The 16,636-nt window shown below is 37.2% G+C and carries 14 protein-coding genes; 5 read left to right on the forward strand and 9 right to left on the reverse strand.

What is annotated here, in order from left to right; genetic code table 11:
* Window positions 1-380: 380 nt before the first annotated feature.
* Both ACFIMG_RS07800 and infC read right to left on the reverse strand, forming a co-directional pair.
* A complete protein-coding gene (locus ACFIMG_RS07800; protein WP_375678833.1) occupies window positions 381-2,147 on the reverse strand; it encodes an ABC transporter ATP-binding protein in 1,767 nt (588 codons plus the stop codon).
* A gap of 599 nt (window positions 2,148-2,746) precedes the next feature.
* The gene (gene infC / locus ACFIMG_RS07805) at window positions 2,747-3,265 is read right to left on the reverse strand and encodes a translation initiation factor IF-3 (protein WP_026500140.1); all 519 of its coding nucleotides are present in this window, start codon (window positions 3,263-3,265) and stop codon (window positions 2,747-2,749) included.
* Window positions 3,266-3,461: 196 nt separating this feature from the next.
* Here infC and ACFIMG_RS07810 point away from each other — a divergent pair, with 196 nt between their 5' ends.
* The 3 genes from ACFIMG_RS07810 (at window position 3,462) to dapE (ending at window position 6,414) form a co-directional block, all read left to right on the forward strand.
* Window positions 3,462-4,241, forward strand: coding sequence for an alpha/beta hydrolase (locus tag ACFIMG_RS07810; protein ID WP_375612802.1), 780 nt, complete (start codon window positions 3,462-3,464; stop codon window positions 4,239-4,241).
* A 31-nt stretch (window positions 4,242-4,272) separates the two neighbouring features.
* A complete protein-coding gene (locus ACFIMG_RS07815) occupies window positions 4,273-5,019 on the forward strand; it encodes a M48 family metallopeptidase (RefSeq protein ID WP_375611379.1) in 747 nt (248 codons plus the stop codon).
* Window positions 5,020-5,241: 222 nt separating this feature from the next.
* On the forward strand, window positions 5,242-6,414 hold the full coding sequence (gene dapE / locus ACFIMG_RS07820; protein WP_375678832.1) for a succinyl-diaminopimelate desuccinylase: 1,173 nt from the start codon (window positions 5,242-5,244) through the stop codon (window positions 6,412-6,414).
* 1,602 nt (window positions 6,415-8,016) lie between these two features.
* On the opposite strand, the gene hemW is transcribed toward dapE, so the two are convergent.
* Both hemW and rdgB read right to left on the reverse strand, forming a co-directional pair.
* The gene (gene hemW / locus ACFIMG_RS07825) at window positions 8,017-9,216 is read right to left on the reverse strand and encodes a radical SAM family heme chaperone HemW (protein WP_375678831.1); all 1,200 of its coding nucleotides are present in this window, start codon (window positions 9,214-9,216) and stop codon (window positions 8,017-8,019) included.
* Complete coding sequence (gene rdgB, locus ACFIMG_RS07830) at window positions 9,213-9,860, reverse strand: RdgB/HAM1 family non-canonical purine NTP pyrophosphatase (RefSeq protein WP_375678830.1); 648 nt, start codon at window positions 9,858-9,860, stop codon at window positions 9,213-9,215. Before rdgB ends, hemW begins: the two co-directional genes overlap by 4 nt.
* A 512-nt stretch (window positions 9,861-10,372) precedes the next feature.
* Between rdgB and hrcA the strand changes: the two genes are divergently transcribed.
* Together hrcA and grpE are read left to right on the forward strand one after the other, a co-directional pair.
* A complete protein-coding gene (hrcA, locus tag ACFIMG_RS07835) occupies window positions 10,373-11,443 on the forward strand; it encodes a heat-inducible transcriptional repressor HrcA (protein WP_273790224.1) in 1,071 nt (356 codons plus the stop codon).
* Between the two features lie 124 nt (window positions 11,444-11,567).
* A complete protein-coding gene (grpE, locus tag ACFIMG_RS07840; protein WP_375611384.1) occupies window positions 11,568-12,230 on the forward strand; it encodes a nucleotide exchange factor GrpE in 663 nt (220 codons plus the stop codon).
* A gap of 106 nt (window positions 12,231-12,336) precedes the next feature.
* Here grpE and thpR read toward each other — a convergent pair whose 3' ends face one another.
* The 5 genes from thpR to ACFIMG_RS07865 form a co-directional block, all read right to left on the reverse strand.
* A complete protein-coding gene (gene thpR / locus ACFIMG_RS07845) occupies window positions 12,337-12,876 on the reverse strand; it encodes an RNA 2',3'-cyclic phosphodiesterase (protein WP_375611385.1) in 540 nt (179 codons plus the stop codon).
* A gap of 626 nt (window positions 12,877-13,502) precedes the next feature.
* On the reverse strand, window positions 13,503-13,796 hold the full coding sequence (locus tag ACFIMG_RS07850; protein ID WP_012754483.1) for an HPr family phosphocarrier protein: 294 nt from the start codon (window positions 13,794-13,796) through the stop codon (window positions 13,503-13,505).
* A 17-nt stretch (window positions 13,797-13,813) separates the two neighbouring features.
* Window positions 13,814-14,212, reverse strand: coding sequence for a PTS sugar transporter subunit IIA (locus tag ACFIMG_RS07855; RefSeq protein ID WP_375611386.1), 399 nt, complete (start codon window positions 14,210-14,212; stop codon window positions 13,814-13,816).
* A 136-nt stretch (window positions 14,213-14,348) separates the two neighbouring features.
* Window positions 14,349-14,813 carry an HPr kinase/phosphatase C-terminal domain-containing protein gene (locus ACFIMG_RS07860; RefSeq protein ID WP_375678829.1) on the reverse strand — a complete coding sequence of 155 codons (465 nt, stop codon included), beginning with the start codon at window positions 14,811-14,813 and terminating at the stop codon, window positions 14,349-14,351.
* 23 nt (window positions 14,814-14,836) lie between these two features.
* Window positions 14,837-16,621: a stimulus-sensing domain-containing protein gene (locus ACFIMG_RS07865; RefSeq protein ID WP_375678828.1), complete on the reverse strand. Its 1,785-nt coding sequence runs from the start codon at window positions 16,619-16,621 to the stop codon at window positions 14,837-14,839.
* Window positions 16,622-16,636: the final 15 nt, after the last annotated feature.

Here is a 16,636-nt window from a genome sequence, read left to right on the forward strand (position 1 = left end):
AAGTTGTGTGGAGAAAAAAATTATCAGTGCAGGGATAAACACGGATAAAGGTTGTATTAATCCAGATTCATCATCATCCGCGATAATTTTTTCAAACTTTGATGCTCTCTCTTTCAGGATTCACAACACTTATGAATGTTTCAACACTTATTTGAGGAAGGGAAGGGGTTTTTGAAATTTCATGGTTAAAGTCAATTGCATTCAACAAAATAGCGAGTAAAGTTTTCATCTAAATCCAAGAAGTTTATTTTCAATAAACTATAAATTCTTTGCCAACTTTGATTAAAGTAATGCTTTTTATTGGTAACAAGTCTTTTTTATAAATGAAGCATTACCTTCTATCCATTTTTTATTTCAAATTTTATTTAAGGATCTAGAAATTAGGAGGTATATTTTTTGAACTGGATATTATGAAGTTTTTTATAAAACCCATGTTCTTTTGCTAGCAATTCTTTTTGAGTACCTTGTTCAATCAGTTGTCCATTTTGTATGACCACAATTTTATGAGCACGAGCAATCGTTGAAAGGCGATGAGCAATAATGATCGTTGTGCGTCCTTTAGTAAGGTGATGAATAGCTTCATTAATTTGTGCTTCGGTGTGTGAATCGAGCGCACTTGTTGCTTCATCAAGAATCAGAATTTCACTATCGTGAATCATTGCTCTAGCGATAGCGAGTCGTTGTTTTTGCCCCCCTGAAAGATTACAGCCATTATCACCTATCTGTGTATCATAACCATTTGGCAAACTCATAATAAAGTCATGAACATTTGCTGCTTTTGCTGCTTCGATAATTTCGTCATCACTAGCTCCTTCTTTTCCAAGCCCGATATTATATTTAACAGTTCCTTGAAAGAGAAAAGTATCCTGTCCTACATAGGCCATCAGGTTTCTCAGAGAGCGAAATGTTGTGTAGCGAATGTCTTGATCATTAATCAATATGCGTCCTTTTGTGGGGTCATAGAGGCGCATAATAAGGTTGATAAGGGTTGATTTTCCCGAACCGGATGGTCCCACCAATGCTGTCATTTTTCCGGCTTCTATTTCTAGGTTGATGTCTTTCAATATCATTTTGTTATTAGTGTATGCAAAAGAAACATGTTCGAAACGAATAGTTCCTTGCGTTTTATTCAGATCTTTAGCTTCTTTATGTTCTACAACTGTAAGGGGACAATCGAGTATTTCAAACATCGTACGGATATTGACCAAGCCAGATTCAATTTTAACACGTACATTTGCTAGTCTTTTTGCGGGTTCATAAGCTAAAAGTAAAGCAACAATAAAGGACATAAATTCACCTTGAACACCTGCGCGTTGGGTTGCAAGATAACCGGAAAAACAAATAATACCTGCAATGGCAACACCCGTGAGTGTTTCCATAATTGGATTGGTAATAGCTTCGAGTGTTGCAATACTGTTTGTTTGTTTTTCAACATCACAAATGGCTTTGTCCATCCGTTTTTTCATGACTTCTTCTAGTGAAAAGGCCTTGATGATTCGAATACCAACAGCCGTTTCCTGTACGATTTTGATAATTTCACCAAGTGAAAGGAGCTCTTTTTCCATCAAGCTGCGAACGCGTTTTAAAGCCATTCGAACGCCTAAAAAAGCTAGTGGTCCTACGATTAAAGTAATGGAGATTAACACAAAGTTTTGAATGAACATGACAAGCAACAGACCACTAACGGAAAGCAAATCACGTACAAAAGTTGTGATAATAGTATCAATTATATTACGTACGGCTGTCGCGTTATGAGTTACACGAACAAGAAGATCAGATGAAGTGTTATTATGATAAAAAGAGACTCCTTGTTCCATAAGTCGTGCAAAAATTTTACGCTGTTGTTCAGCAATGATACTATTGCCTGCTTTGTTTAGAAAGTAAGTTTGGAAAAAAGTTGCAACTCCTTTGAGAATAAAGATAAAAGCAATGAAGCTAGAAATCAAAACAATCATAGGAAAATTTTGTGCATCAATAATCTGATTAACAACATCCCGCATAATCCATGCACTGGTTGCTGTGGTACAAGAAATGATGATCATTGAGAAGATAGCCGCACTGTACCAACGCATATGTTTACGAAAATTTTCTCGCAAAAGGCGGATAATAAGATGTTTGTCAAAAGAGGAAATTTGTTTTTTAGCCATGAAGAGCTTCTATATTCTCTCATTATTTTATGCAAGATTGAAACACTCTTAATTAAAAAGCCCCTTAATCTTTTTTACAAAAATAGCTTTTTCTTTCAAGGTTCATCACATCAATTTCACGACGGTGAGAGTGAAGAATGTAGTGCAAAGTTTCTGTGAAAGGTATAACGAAAATTCGTTGTTCATCATTATTTTTAGTTTTCAATAAAAGGTACCGGCGAGTTTCTCTATTGTATTTACCAATTTCCATATTGTGATAGTCTTTGGCACTTGAAATGGTTCACAAAAAACATTTCTGCTTTTTTAATAATTTTATGTATCATCTCCATTTGTGATGTGTAAGCAAACAATTTTGCCGCATTGCATGACATGATAAGAGAGATTGAAATAAGAAGACCTTACGATGTTTAAGCTTTCTCATTAATATGCAAAATAACGAATTCTTCTTATAAATTGATAAAGCATTATTAAACTCTTAAAAGGATTTATACACATTTATAAAACCTTAAAAGCACCACAAAAATTCTATGTGGTGCTTCTAAATAATACTATACACATCATTTTGATGCGTTGCATGCGAATATTATTCCAATGCAAAACTATTTAGGTGCTATCACCATCATCATTTGCCGGCCTTCAAGCTTTGGCTCCAATTCGATTTTGGCAATTTCACTTGTATCTTCTTTCACACGCTGAAGAAGCTTTAATCCAAGATCTTGGTGAGCCATCTCACGACCACGAAAACGCAAAGTAATCTTTACTTTATCACCATGATCAATAAAGCGATGAACAGCCTTGAGTTTAACTCCATAATCATGGACATCAACATTTGGGCGCATCTTAATCTCTTTGATTTCGATGACTTTTTGCTTCTTACGTGTTTCAGCAGCTTTTTTTTGGGTTTGATATTTTAATTTTCCCAAATCGATGATTTTACATACAGGTGGCTCCGCATTTGGTACAATTTCAACCAAATCAAGTCCCGCATCTGCAGCCATAGCAAGAGCTTCTTGTATCGCAACAACTCCCTGATGTTGTCCCTCATCATTGATAAGCTGAACATGAGGTACCCGAATATCCTGATTTGAACGTGGTCCGTCTTTTTGGGTAGGTGTCATTTTAAACGGTTTACGAATGGTTTATGCTCCTTAAATTTTGATTCAACTACAGCTAATTTAATATACAATTATGTACCTAAAAACAACTATAATTCGTGTTATTTTCATTATTTGATTTATTACTTTTTGGAATGATTTAGATTATAAAAGTTTTTCTCTTAATTTAAAGAAATTGTTTTATAGAGGATAAAAAATCATGGATCAAAATATTCCTTGTCAGTTTTTTTCATTTGAGAACACCGCACTTGCAGTACGCTATCGCAAGGGGCGCCAATCTCCAGGTTTGGTTTGGCTTCCTGGCTATCAATCCGATATGTTAGGAAGTAAGGCAACGTTAGTTGATCAGTTTGCTCAGAAGAATGATTTGTCTTGTTTACGTTTTGATTATTCTGGACATGGAGAATCTGAAGGTGATTTTTTTCAAGGAACAATTTCGCGTTGGGTTAAGGAAAGTTTAGCGACTTTTGAAACCTATTGTGAGGGTCCACAAATTTTGATTGGTTCCTCTATGGGGGGGTGGATTGCGCTAAGGCTTGCAATGATGCTAGCACAGAAAAATAAGAAGCTTGCTGGCATGATATTGATTGCTCCAGCACCTGATTTTACACAAACATTGGTGGAACCAAAATTAGGCCCAGAAGAATGGAAGATTTTGGAGGAGAAAGGCTATATTGAACGACCTGCAGTTGATGATACAGAGCCAATGCCCTTTACAAAAACATTGATTGAAGATGGGCGCGAAAATTGTGTTATGAAAGGATGCATTGATGTTGGATGTCCAGTCCATATTCTACAAGGGATGGAAGATGAAGATATCCCCTATCAGCATACATTGACTTTACTTGATCATTTACCTCTCCATGATGTAACATTGACACTTGTTCGTGATGCGGATCATCGCTTTTCTCGTCCACAAGATTTAGATTGCCTTGAAACAGTATTGAGATCTTTTATTAATCAGATTAATGCAAAGTAAGGGGTACATTTATTGATAAAGATAAAAATATATGAGCATTTCTAAACAGCATTTTATTTTTTCTGAGCGCTCTGTACCTGTACGGGTGCGGGAAAATAAGTATGCGCGCCGTCTTACCTTACGTATTGATGCCAGAAGTCAGGAGATTTGTGTAACAACACCACCAGCAATAAATCTCTATGCGGTTGAAAATTTTATTGAAAAGCATCGATCTTGGATTGAGGCACGTCTTGCTCATGTACAAATCTCTCATAAAAATGCTTATCTCAAAGAGGGGGCGACAATTCCCTTATTGGGTGTTTCTCATACCATAAAGCATAGAGAGGGACGTGGGGTAACAGAAATCATTACAGCAGATGCGGAGCAAGGGCCTGAAATTATTGTTTATGGTCAATTAGAATATCTCCCAAGACGCATTGCTGACGTTTTGAAAAAACAAGCGGCGCTTATTATAACGCCTTTGGTGGCACATTATGCTCATCAGGTAGAGCGTAAAGTCAAATCCATTTGTTATAAAGATACGAGAAGTCGTTGGGGCTCTTGTTCAATCGATAAGCGTCTTTCTTTTTCTTGGCGCCTTATTATGGCACCAAAAGAAGTTGTTGAGTATGTTGTTGCCCATGAAGTTGCTCATCTTGTTGAAATGAATCATGGGCCAAGATTTTGGGCTCTTTGTGAAGAGCTATGTCCTGATAGTAAAACATATCGTGCTTGGTTGAAAGAAAATGCTCCTAGACTGCATGCAATTAATTTTGATTCATATAATTTAGAGGCGTAAAAAACTTTCAAATGAAGGCAATATTTAACGGAACTTTTTGTTGAGTGTTTTGTTGAGTGTGTGCTTGCTCATGCATAATGAGGAAGCCATTGAAGCTCTCAGCACGATTGTTCTCCCCTGCTTGGTTTGCTGAGTGTCTTCAATGTTTTGCTTTATCTTTTTTGTAATTCAGCGTAATAACCCTAAGTTCCGATGACTTATAAAAAAATGGGAAGGTTTTTTATGTCTGTTCTTACAGATCCACTTCAGCTATTACAGGCACTTATTCGTTGTCCTTCTGTTACACCTCATGAAGCAGGGGCTTTATCAACTTTGGAACAATTTTTGAAAAAAATGGGATTTCACGTCGATCGCCCTGTTTTTACGGATAAAAATACAGATAATGTTGAAAATCTTTATGCAAAAATGGGAAGTGAAGGACCCCATCTTATGTTTGCGGGTCATACGGATGTCGTACCGCCAGGTGCATTGGAAGATTGGACTTACCCACCTTTTGAAGCTGTTATAGATCAGGGGAAATTATATGGGCGGGGTGCTGTTGATATGAAGGGTAGTATCGCTTGTTTTATTGCGGCTCTAGCGCGAGTTCTTGAGAAACGACCCATTAAAGGAAGGGTAAGCCTTTTAATTACTGGTGACGAAGAGGGGCCTGCTGTTAATGGTACGGTAAAACTTCTCAAATGGGCAGAAAAAAAAGGCGAAAAATGGACTGCGGCTCTTGTGGGAGAACCAACAAGCGTAAAGACTGTTGGTGATATTATCAAAATTGGTCGCCGCGGATCGATTTCTGGTGTCATTACCGTGAAGGGTCGTCAAGGTCATGTTGCTTTTCCAGAGAGGGCTGCCAATCCCTTGCCTTTGGCAAGTAAGCTTATTCAAGCATTGACACAAACCGTTTTAGATAAAGGGACAGAAAATTTTCAACCCAGTAATTTAGAGCTAACAAGCATCGATACCGGTAATTTAGCGGTCAATGTTATCCCAGCGCAGACAACAGTTCATTTTAATATACGCTACAATGATCTTTGGACAAAAGAAACACTGATGAAGGAAATTGAAAAGCGTCTTGCTTTGGTGCAATCAAAAAACAATGGTGACCAATATCCCTCTTATCAGCTTGAATGGATTCCAAGTTTAGGAGATGTTTTTTTGACCAAAAATGATAAACTCATTCAAACTTTATCCAATGCTATTAAAAGTGTAACAGGGAATATACCAGAATGTTCCACTTCTGGTGGTACTTCAGATGCACGATTTATTAAGGATTATTGCCCAGTGGTCGAATTTGGCTTACCGGGGCAAACGATGCATATGGTAGATGAGTGTGTAGCCCTTGATGCAATAGAAACACTTACTACTATTTATGAGCGTTTTATTATTGAATTTTTTGCATAAAGAAAAGGTTGCTGGTTCAAAAATACCTTTATCTTGTTGTGCCATAAGATATTGCCATTTATGGTGTGGTGATACGAGACTCGTAAAACTTAATATATTAAGTAGTCTTAGAGTAAGTGATGAATATTCTTAAGTTGGGATTCTTGCCTGTAGAGTCTTTAGTTAAGTGAATTACATAATTGAAAAGCCAAAAGAGATCTGCTTGAAGAAGCAGAACTGTTTAGACCATATTGGATTGAAAATATTCGTTCTTTAAAGTGTAGAAAGGAAGTCACACGCAATCATATATGGAAAACAATGAATATTATATCATCATTGTGTGATGACAGGTTGATGCCATAAAGACACACATAAACATGCTGCTATTGTAAAAAGTTCGTACAACATAAATGCGCTCATTCACAGCTCATGTTTTTATATGTTTTCTGCACTCGCATAAAAGGTACTTCTTGTTCCAATTAGACTCTCTTAGAATAAAGCCTATAGGAAAAGCGCTTTAAGTTTGTTTTATTTCATATATTTTGCTCTGCTTTTTTGTCCCCAAGAACTTCCGTTGCAAATCATTACGAGATAGAAGGTGAGCTTATTTAATCAGCTTTAATCTTGGTTATGATAAAGATACACAGAATTTTTTGTAGCAGCAGGTTGATTTCTTTAACCAAAGATTGTCCTAGTATTATTCTCAATTTTTTAAATTAAATAACTTTAAAGGACGGGTACAGACACTTATAAGCATATACGCATACAAGTAAGATCATATGAGATTAACATCGTTTCGCTCGCTAACAAAGCAATACCGATTCATATTTAGTATATTTGCCATTTGAGCGCATTATTTGTTTAGTAAAGCTCATGATGTTGCTGTTACCTATAAATTAATACCGATCATACAGCCGCGTATCTCAAATAAATATTGGTTCAGTATTTTTTGCGACAACAGCTTTTATATGCCAAAATGGGATAAAAGCATTGTGTATATCTATTTTTTATAATCTCTGAAACAGACATACAACCACAACCTGATTGAGGGAAAATATAAAAGGTATAAAGGTGAAAATCAGCGTGCTTTTTTACTTTTTTTATTCGGCTTTACGGTTTTCAAAAGTAACTAGAGTAATATCTTTTTAAATAATCAGAGACTGATGCATGGCTTCATGCTTATTTCTCTGGTTCTTTAAATGGTGCCACGATTTCATAAAGAACAATACATTATCGTATTATGCATTCACATACTTGTTTTAAAGAAATTTTCTCAATGTTTATCACATTTGTGCTACTACGGTGCTTATGAATGTTGTAATATAAAATCTATAATGCCTCCTCATCTTTATGTTTATGAAAAATAAAGTTAGAGCACCATACATTTTCTAGCTCAAAATATTGCAATAGCTTTTAGCATTTAAGAGTGTTCATCAGAGGCCTTTTTACTCCTTTTTTATAGTTTTTATCCACATGCTTCTCCCTTTTTAAGGTGTAAGCAAATGGCGGTAACTAACTTGCTATAAATAGTTTTGAAATGAGAGAATCTCACGATATTTTAATCTCACCTTTGCTGTGAAAAATGATAATTATGATTAAAATAAGTATGTTGTTATAAAAACTTTAGTTTGCGAGTTGGCTGATGATGTGATCAAGAACAATACGTCCTTTGGTTGTTGCTTTTAAGCGTTGGTTATCCACCATTTCTATCAATTCTTGGTGTTGTAAATCGATCAGTTTTTCCATTGGAATGCGTTTAGGGCTTAAGGTTTCATAGCGTATAAGTTCTAAGCCTTCGCAAAGGCGTAATCCCATAAGGAGCATTTCATTTGCCTGTTGTTCAGTGGTTAAATGTTCTGTTTCAATACAGCCATGTCCTGTTGTTTCTACCAAATTAAGCCACTGTTCGGGATGCTTTTCATTTATTGTGACATAACGTTCGCGGTTTTCAAGGTGTGATGACAATGTTTTTGAACAGAAAGAGGAATGATTCGGTGTATGCTCAATGAAACGTCCATGTGCTCCTGGACCAAAGCCTGCATATTGGTGATAACGCCAATAAAGAAGATTGTGTGCTGATTCGGCACCGGGCATTGCATGGTTTGAGATTTCATAGGCAGGAAGTCCATGTAGTGCCGTTATTTCTTGAGTAAGATGATACAGATCTGCTGCTAGCTCTGATGGGGGAAGGATAAGTCTTCCTGCATCATGAAGCCGTTTAAAGGCAGTTCCTTCTTCGATTGTCAATTGATAAAGAGAAAGATGGTCCGCTGCTAAATCAATTGCTTGTACAAGTTCAGATTTCCATTGTTCAAGGGTTTGTTCGGGGCGGGCATAAATGAGATCAAAAGATAAACGTGGAAAAATTTGCCGTGCTAAAGTAATAGCGCAAAGAGCTTGTTCCACATTATGGAGTCGGCCAAGTTTGCGCAATGCTTTATCATTGAGCGCTTGTATTCCTAGAGATAAGCGATTAACACCTGCCGCACGGTATCCACGAAAGCGCTCTGCTTCCACACTGGATGGATTGGCTTCTAATGTAATTTCAACTTTATCATCGACTACCCATTTTTTTGCAAGTGCTTGCAATAGGGCATCGACAGTCTGTGGCGCCATAAGAGAGGGGGTTCCTCCACCAATAAAAATACTTGTAATATGGCGTGGGCCTATTTTGTGGTATTGCGTTTCTATTTCGCGCTTAAAGGCGGTGACAAAACGTGGTTGATCAACACCATGGATGCGAACATGCGAATTAAAGTCACAATAAGGACATTTAGCTACACAAAAGGGCCAATGAATGTAAATGCCAAAAGGTTCATTCATGAGAATGCTAAAAGGTTTTCTGCCAAAAGTTTGAAAGCACGTGCGCGATGTGAAAGAGGGGGAAGATCATTACGTTTCCAGTTGTGTTTTTGCTCTGTTGACATTTCTCCAAAGGTATTTTCATATCCATCGGGTAAAAAAATAGGATCAAAACCAAAGCCTTTGTCTCCTCGTGGAGGCCAAATGAACGTTCCTTCAACGCATCCGCGGAAGTAATCTGCATGAGCATCAGGCCATGCAATGCAAATGACGGATATAAAACGGCATTTCCGTTGGCTTTTTTCTCGTGCTCCGACTTTTTGGAGTTCATTTTCTATTTTTTTCATAGCTTTTGGAAAATTACGTGTACCATCGGTTTGAATTGCCCAATCAGCGGTATAAACGCCTGGCGCACCTTCCAATGCATCTACCTCTAAGCCTGAATCATCAGAGAGCGCAGGAAGTCCTGTTTTTTTTGCTGCTGAAAAAGCTTTAATATAAGCATTTTCTTCAAATGTTTTTCCCGTTTCTTTTGGTTCTGGCAAGCCTAGTTTTTTTGCCGATTGTATTATTAAACCGAAAGGCGTAATTAAAGTAGTGATTTCATGCAATTTTCCGGTGTTATGTGTAGCAATGACAAGTTTTTTATCTGCTATGCTTCTCATATAGATTTCTCCAAAAATGAAAGGGAAATTATTTTTGTGCTAAAAACGGTTTAAATGCTCATACACACATATTCTGCTTGATTTCACATAATATGATTATTTTACACGTTTTATGATATTTTATTCCAATAAAATTTTTTATCTTGCACGAAGATAACCTTGCAAAGATAGGAAAGACATGTCTTTTTTATGATAGCATTTTATGGTAAACTTCCAATTTTCTGCTTGCTCTAAAGGGTGAAATTTTCTATTTACAGCGGTTTTTAATCAATCTAGATTCTCTTGACAAGTCCCTACAGCAGACCACTTTACAGATCAATTCTTAATCTTAAATATTTCTCACACACTCTAACAAAAATATTTCCTGCGTAATTTATCAAGCATCACTCTGAAAGGTAGCATTTTACAGCTCAATAGGATAATATGTTTTTATACTACTTTAGACTATTTGACCAAACCTTGGCAAAACTTATATAAGAGATGAGGATTTTAAAAGTAGTGAAACAATTGTGATGAAGCACAAAACTATTGATAATGAACTAAAATATCTTGATGAACGTTCGCGTGATATTTTTCGCCATATTGTTGAAGCTTATCTTAATGATGGTGAACCTGTAGGGTCACGTAATCTTTCGCGGCTTTTACAACAGACATTATCGCCTGCGACGATTCGCAATGTGATGAGTGATCTTGAACATCTCGGTTTGATTTATGCACCACATGTTTCTGCGGGTCGAATGCCGACACAATCAGGTTTACGCTTTTTTGTTGATGCATTTATGGAAGCGGGTGATTTGCCAAACGAAGAGCGAGAAAATATTGAAATGCAAGTCAAAGAGGCTGGTCATGCACAATCGGTTGAACATTTTCTTGTTCAAGCAAGCCGAGTTCTTTCAGATCTTTCACGTGGGGCAGGGCTTGTTTTAGCAACAAAACAAGAAGGAACATTGAAACATATTGAATTTGTGCGCCTTGATAGGGAGCACGCTCTTGCCGTTTTGGTGACTCAACAAGGTGAAGTTGAAAATCGTATTGTTCATTTACCAGAAGGGGTTACCCATGCACAATTGACGGAAGCAACGAATTTTCTCAATGCCCATATTCAAGGGCGTACATTGAGTGAAGCTAAAGGGGAAATTGCCCGCTTATGCGCAGAAACAAGGGCCGCACTTGATGATTTATCACATCATCTTGTTGAAACGGGATTAGCTCTTTGGGGAGGAGAAGATGCTGATCATAAAATACACCTCATTGTTCGCGGGCGTAGCAATTTACTTGAAGATGTGAAAGCAGAAGAAGATTTAGAACGGTTACGCCATTTGTTTGATGATCTTGAAACGCGCGAGAGTATGGCACAGCTTCTCGATTTAACGGATGAAGGTTCTGGGGTTAGAATTTTTATTGGTTCAGAAAATAAGTTATTTTCTCTTTCTGGTTCTTCTTTAGTTGTAGCACCTTATCGTGATTCACAACAAAGAGTCATTGGTGCCTTAGGTGTTATTGGTCCTACACGGCTTAATTATGCAAGGATCGTGCCCATGGTTGATTATACAGCTCAACTTGTGTCACAGTTATTGCGTTAAAACGATGCAAGTAAGTATTTGTACTATAAAAGCTCATTGTATTATATACATTGTTACCCCTTGATTTTTGTCTGTAGAATTTCGATATCGAGAATAACGAATCTTATGAAGGAATAAAATTTTTATGTCTGATGAAAAAAACAAATTTACTGACGCTTCATTTGAAAATTGTGATTTAAAAAATCCAGCTGATCGTAATACACTTAAACAGGCAGCCGATGAATTTTTAAAAACACATAAAACAGAGGAACACGAAGTCGTTGAAACAGAAAGCAATGAGGTTAGTGATCTTTTAGCGTCTTTGCAGGATGAAAATAAAGAACTGAAAGATCAGCTTTTACGTCTTGTTGCAGATATGGAAAATCTTCGACGCCGTACTATGCGAGATGTGGCGGATGCAAGAGCTTATTCCATTGCTAATTTTGCACGGGATATGTTATCGGTTTCTGACAATCTCAATCGTGCTTTGGAAGCTATTCCAGAAGGTGCACGGGAGAGTGATGCTGGTTTGAAATCATTGGCAGAAGGCGTTGAAATGACTGAACGTGCCATGATGGCAGCATTAGAACGTCATGGGGTGCAAAAAATTCATCCAGAGGGGCAAAAATTTGATCCTCACTTTCATCAAGCGATGTTTGAAATTCCCAATGCTGATGTTCCAGATAATACTGTTCAACAAGTGGTTCAGGCAGGTTATATTATCGGGGAAAGGGTACTACGTCCAGCTATAGTGGGTGTAGCTAAAGGAGGAGCAAAAGAAGCTTCTGTTGAAGCTGATTCGGCTTAAAACACATCAATAATAAATCTCCAACATAAAATGCAGTATTCCCTGCAATTACACATATATGAAGTCTTTTCTTAAAGGGTTTTTAAAGGGTGTTATAAACACCCTTTCATCTTTGAAGCGCCCAACTTCCTTTTACAATATAGGGAGCCTTATTTAAGGGAGAGGCCGATAACAATAAAACAAAATGATCAACTTCAAAAGGAGGGACAAAAAAATCATCTTGAAAAGATAGATAAGAAGAAAGATCTTTAAGATTAATATCAAATATTCGTGCAAGAGTGATATGCGGAATAAACAGTCTTTCATCAGGCTTTAACTCTAATTTATTCCGAATATATTGCATCTTTTCATGTAAAAGAGTAAGCTTTTCACAAGGTTCAATGCGAACCACAAGAGAATGAGGAGCATTTTCTGAACCAAAAACTTCAAAACCTTTTATCTGTAGCGTAAAAGAAGGAAGTTCTATAGTGTTAAAGGTATGCATAATTTCATCTGCTAAGGAGCTTTCAACTTCGCCAAAAAAAGATAAGGTGACATGAAAATTTTGCGGGTTGATCCATTGCGCTTTTGGTAAGCCATTTTGCAATGATACGAGGGCTTTTGTTGTTTGTTGAGGAATCTGAAGAGCACTAAATAGACGACCCATGATATTATCTCCTTATAATGAAAGATGCTATCCCAAGCGCAATATAGATAATAAGGGCGGGGCACGTACCACAGAAAACAAGGCAATAGTATAGAAAAAGAATGTCTAAAAAATGCTTACTATAATTATGGTCGTACAAAGCTTATTCGTTTTAAGAAAATGGTTATGATATTGATAAGAATTGCGTTTTCAGGATCTGTATCACAATGATGTGCAATGGAAGATTACTTGTGTATTATAAAGGCTACAAAGTTAGCAGAAAATAAGAAAAGTTGATAGATTTTTGATGTGCGAAATTATTTTGACATTTATCTTTAGCCTAAAATAAAGCATACTTTAATACAAGGTGAAGAGTTCTCTTTTCTGTAAAAATTTAATTATATGATTAAGTCGGGGAATAGCCATAATACGCAAAACTATTCAAATTGGTCAAATAATGTTAGGAAAGGAAGAAAAAAATCGAGCATAACAAAATTACTATAAGCTTTTACATTTATGATAATTATGCCAATCTATAATGGATATGAATATTGGTATAAAAGCGGGAAGAGAAATTAAAATTCAAAATAATGATCGAAAGTTCCTATTTTCTAAGAATTATCATCTTTGTTTATGATGAAAAAGCACTAGTTTTCCTCTCCAAAGTTGTTATTGATGAGCTTTTCAAGAGCATTAAGAGCATCTGTTGCTTCTGGTCCTGAAACACGAATGGTGAGGTTGCAACCGGATGAAGCCGCTAGCATCATAAGTCCCATAATTGATGATCCGCCAACAATTTTCCCGTCCTTTTCAACTTCAACAGTAACATTAAAATTGTCAACAGTTTGTACAAATTTTGCAGAAGCACGTGCATGCAACCCACGTTTATTACAGATATTGAAATGACGACTTATACATGGGAGGGTATCTTTGGAAAACATTGGTATTTTATTATCCGCTATAAAATCATACTTGGTACATTAATATATTTACGCCCTGCTTCTTGTGCTATTCTTAACGCGTCTGATAATGAAATATCAGGACATTTGCGAATAGAAATCAGTTTAATAAGCATGGGCAAATTAACACCCGCAATCATTTCAACGCGTCCTTTTTCAATAGCAGGAATAGCTATATTTGATGGTGTTCCACCGAACACATCTGTTAATATGATGACGCCATGATCCGTATCTGTATCGGTTACTGCGGCTATAATATCACCTCGGCGCTGATCTATATCGTCATCGGGATAAACGCATATTGTTGCGAACTTTTCTTGTACTCCAACAACATGTTCCACGGCATGTAAAAATTCGACAGCCAGCTCACCGTGCGTTACAAGCACGAGTCCAATCATTTACGCAAACTCCTGTTAACTAATAAGACCCAACCATAGTTGGTGGGAAAGACATTGTACAAGGCTTTATCTTGCTGCCAAGAAAAATTTGCAAAAAAAAGGCAAAAATTGTGATTTTTTTATCTTTAGAAAAAAATTAGACAGATTTTTGCCATATTTTTCTAAAGAAAAATGCTTCAATAGCTTGACAAATGGCTGTACAATCGGCTTCACGAAGAGAGGGAAGTTTTAAAAGAGGAATGTGCAAATTTTCAAATTGAAAAGTTTTATTTGTGGAAAAACGTTCATATTCCGGACCGAGAAAAATAACACAATCGATAGTTGTGTGCTTTTTGAATTCTATCATATAAAGACCAACGCCACGAATCTCGATGCCGCCCTCTAAATTATCGGGAGTGTATCCGTGAAGCTTTCCATTTTCCGCACGCAACATTGTATAATCATCACTGATAAGCTTCGCTTCACGTTTTGACCACTCAGCGCGGTCAAGCAAAGAAAGGGTGATGGTTGATTTTCCTGATCCCGATGGACCTATAATTAACAGCCCCTTGCCGCCCAGTTGAAGGCAATTTGCGTGGAGTATCTCACATTTTGTTTTCATGCCTTTTACTTTGGATAAAAGATTTATTTAGCAAGCGGAAGCATAATAGTAAAACGTGCACCAGTTTTACACTTCCCAAGTGTAGGATCGATAATATTTTCGGCTGTAATTGTCCCATTATGAGCCTCGATGATTTGCCGACTAATAGAAAGGCCAAGTCCAGAGTTTTGTCCAAAAGCATCTTCATTTGGTCGATCTGTATAAAAACGTTCAAAAATGCGTTCAATATTTTCTGAACGAATACCTGGGCCATTATCTTCAATGGTTAAAATAAGGGTTGAAGCATGACTTTTCATAGTAATGCAAATTTTGCCACGATTCCGAGGAATAAAAGAACGCGCATTTTCAAGAAGATTTGAAATCACTTGTCCTAAACGAAGTTCATGTCCCAATACAAGATAAGCTTTTCCATGAGGACGTGGGACAATATTAAGGCTTATATCAATAGTTTGCGTATTACGATACACTTCCTGAACAGCATGAACAAGACTTTCCAAAAGCGGTGTCATATCAACAATCTCTGCGGTTTCTCGTGCAAGCTCTGCATCGAGTCGCGATGCATCAGAAATATCTGTAATCAATCGATCAAGGCGGCGCACATCATGTTGAATAATTTCCAGCAATTTTTCTTGTGCTTCTTCATTTTTAGCCAGAGGGAGCGTTTCAACAGCACTGCGTAGAGAGGTGAGAGGATTTTTTAATTCGTGGCTTACATCAGCAGCAAAGCGTTCAATGGCTTCAATACGCATATAAAGGGCATTGGTCATATCACGAATAGAAGTTGAAAGGTGACCAATTTCATCTTCACGCATTGAAAAATCAGGAATTTCTACACGCTGATTATTGCCATTACGCACTCGATTAGCCGAGGCAGATAATTTACTTAATGGATGGGCAATCGTATGGGCCAAAAAGAGAGAAAGAACCAAAAGTACGCTACCTACAACGGCAAAAACTTTAAAGATAACCAGTCTTTCGCCTTTTACAATGTTATCAATATCGGAACCAGTGGTTGAAAGAAGAAGAGCTCCAACCACTGCGCGATAGCGTTGAACAGGAACGGCAACAGAAACAATTAATTGCCCTTGTCTGTTGCGTCTTTTAGCCGTAGCAAGAGATCCGTTTAATGCGCGGTACACTTCTGGATAAGCAATACCACTGGTTTTTGTTTGTTCTCTGTCAAGAGCAATACCTTTGCCATAAAATGCGCTTGAATACCATGAAGTAAGGCGATCCCACATGTTTTGTTCTGTTTTAAGTGGGGGTAAATCATAACTAAAAACTTCTCCACTAGAATAAAGAACGCGCGAATCAAGAAGGAGAGTAGCATCACGATCATAGATACGTGCTCTTGTCGTTTTAGGTGTAATAAGACGCCGTAAAAGAGGGGCAACTTGCTCAGGGTTAATAGGAAAATCCCAAGAATCGGTTGATTGAGGAGCGGGTGTAACGCTTTCACCAGTCTGTAACTCTAAGAGTTTTTGAGGGTCAATGAGGATAGAATTTGTATCTACTGTTGCAGAAGCAGCAATAGCCCCAGCAATAATTTTTCCTTGGGTACATAAACTTTTGATTTTTGCTTCAATTAAACCATCGCGAAATTGGTTAAGGTATAAAATGCCTGTAACTAAAACGGCAAGGGCAGCAATGTTTAATATAACAATGCGACGTGTGAGGCTGGAAAAAAGCAATTGTCTAAAGAGACGTTGTGTTCGAAGATGCAAACGAGCGAACATAAGAAATGGCGTTGAGAATGTACCATTAACGGTTGTTTTTTGTAAAGTTTCCAGTTGAGAATTGTCTGTCATCGATTTGATTGCCAT

Source organism: Bartonella sp. AP11XZML (assembly GCF_042196445.1).
GTDB lineage: Bacteria > Pseudomonadota > Alphaproteobacteria > Rhizobiales > Rhizobiaceae > Bartonella.

Excerpts from the sequence above, each read along its gene's own strand:
- ACFIMG_RS07810 (WP_375612802.1), top strand. The coding sequence starts at position 3,462 with ATGGATCAAAATATTCCTTGTCAGTTTTTTTCATTTGAGAACACCGCA.
- grpE (WP_375611384.1), top strand. The coding sequence starts at position 11,568 with ATGTCTGATGAAAAAAACAAATTTACTGACGCTTCATTTGAAAATTGT.
- ACFIMG_RS07815 (WP_375611379.1), top strand. The coding sequence starts at position 4,273 with ATGAGCATTTCTAAACAGCATTTTATTTTTTCTGAGCGCTCTGTACCT.
- rdgB (WP_375678830.1), bottom strand. The coding sequence starts at position 9,860 with ATGAGAAGCATAGCAGATAAAAAACTTGTCATTGCTACACATAACACC.
- dapE (WP_375678832.1), top strand. The coding sequence starts at position 5,242 with ATGTCTGTTCTTACAGATCCACTTCAGCTATTACAGGCACTTATTCGT.
- ACFIMG_RS07865 (WP_375678828.1), bottom strand. The coding sequence starts at position 16,621 with ATGACAGACAATTCTCAACTGGAAACTTTACAAAAAACAACCGTTAAT.
- ACFIMG_RS07860 (WP_375678829.1), bottom strand. The coding sequence starts at position 14,813 with ATGAAAACAAAATGTGAGATACTCCACGCAAATTGCCTTCAACTGGGC.
- infC (WP_026500140.1), bottom strand. The coding sequence starts at position 3,265 with ATGACACCTACCCAAAAAGACGGACCACGTTCAAATCAGGATATTCGG.
- hemW (WP_375678831.1), bottom strand. The coding sequence starts at position 9,216 with ATGAATGAACCTTTTGGCATTTACATTCATTGGCCCTTTTGTGTAGCT.
- ACFIMG_RS07855 (WP_375611386.1), bottom strand. The coding sequence starts at position 14,212 with ATGATTGGACTCGTGCTTGTAACGCACGGTGAGCTGGCTGTCGAATTT.
- ACFIMG_RS07850 (WP_012754483.1), bottom strand. The coding sequence starts at position 13,796 with ATGTTTTCCAAAGATACCCTCCCATGTATAAGTCGTCATTTCAATATC.
- hrcA (WP_273790224.1), top strand. The coding sequence starts at position 10,373 with ATGAAGCACAAAACTATTGATAATGAACTAAAATATCTTGATGAACGT.
- ACFIMG_RS07800 (WP_375678833.1), bottom strand. The coding sequence starts at position 2,147 with ATGGCTAAAAAACAAATTTCCTCTTTTGACAAACATCTTATTATCCGC.
- thpR (WP_375611385.1), bottom strand. The coding sequence starts at position 12,876 with ATGGGTCGTCTATTTAGTGCTCTTCAGATTCCTCAACAAACAACAAAA.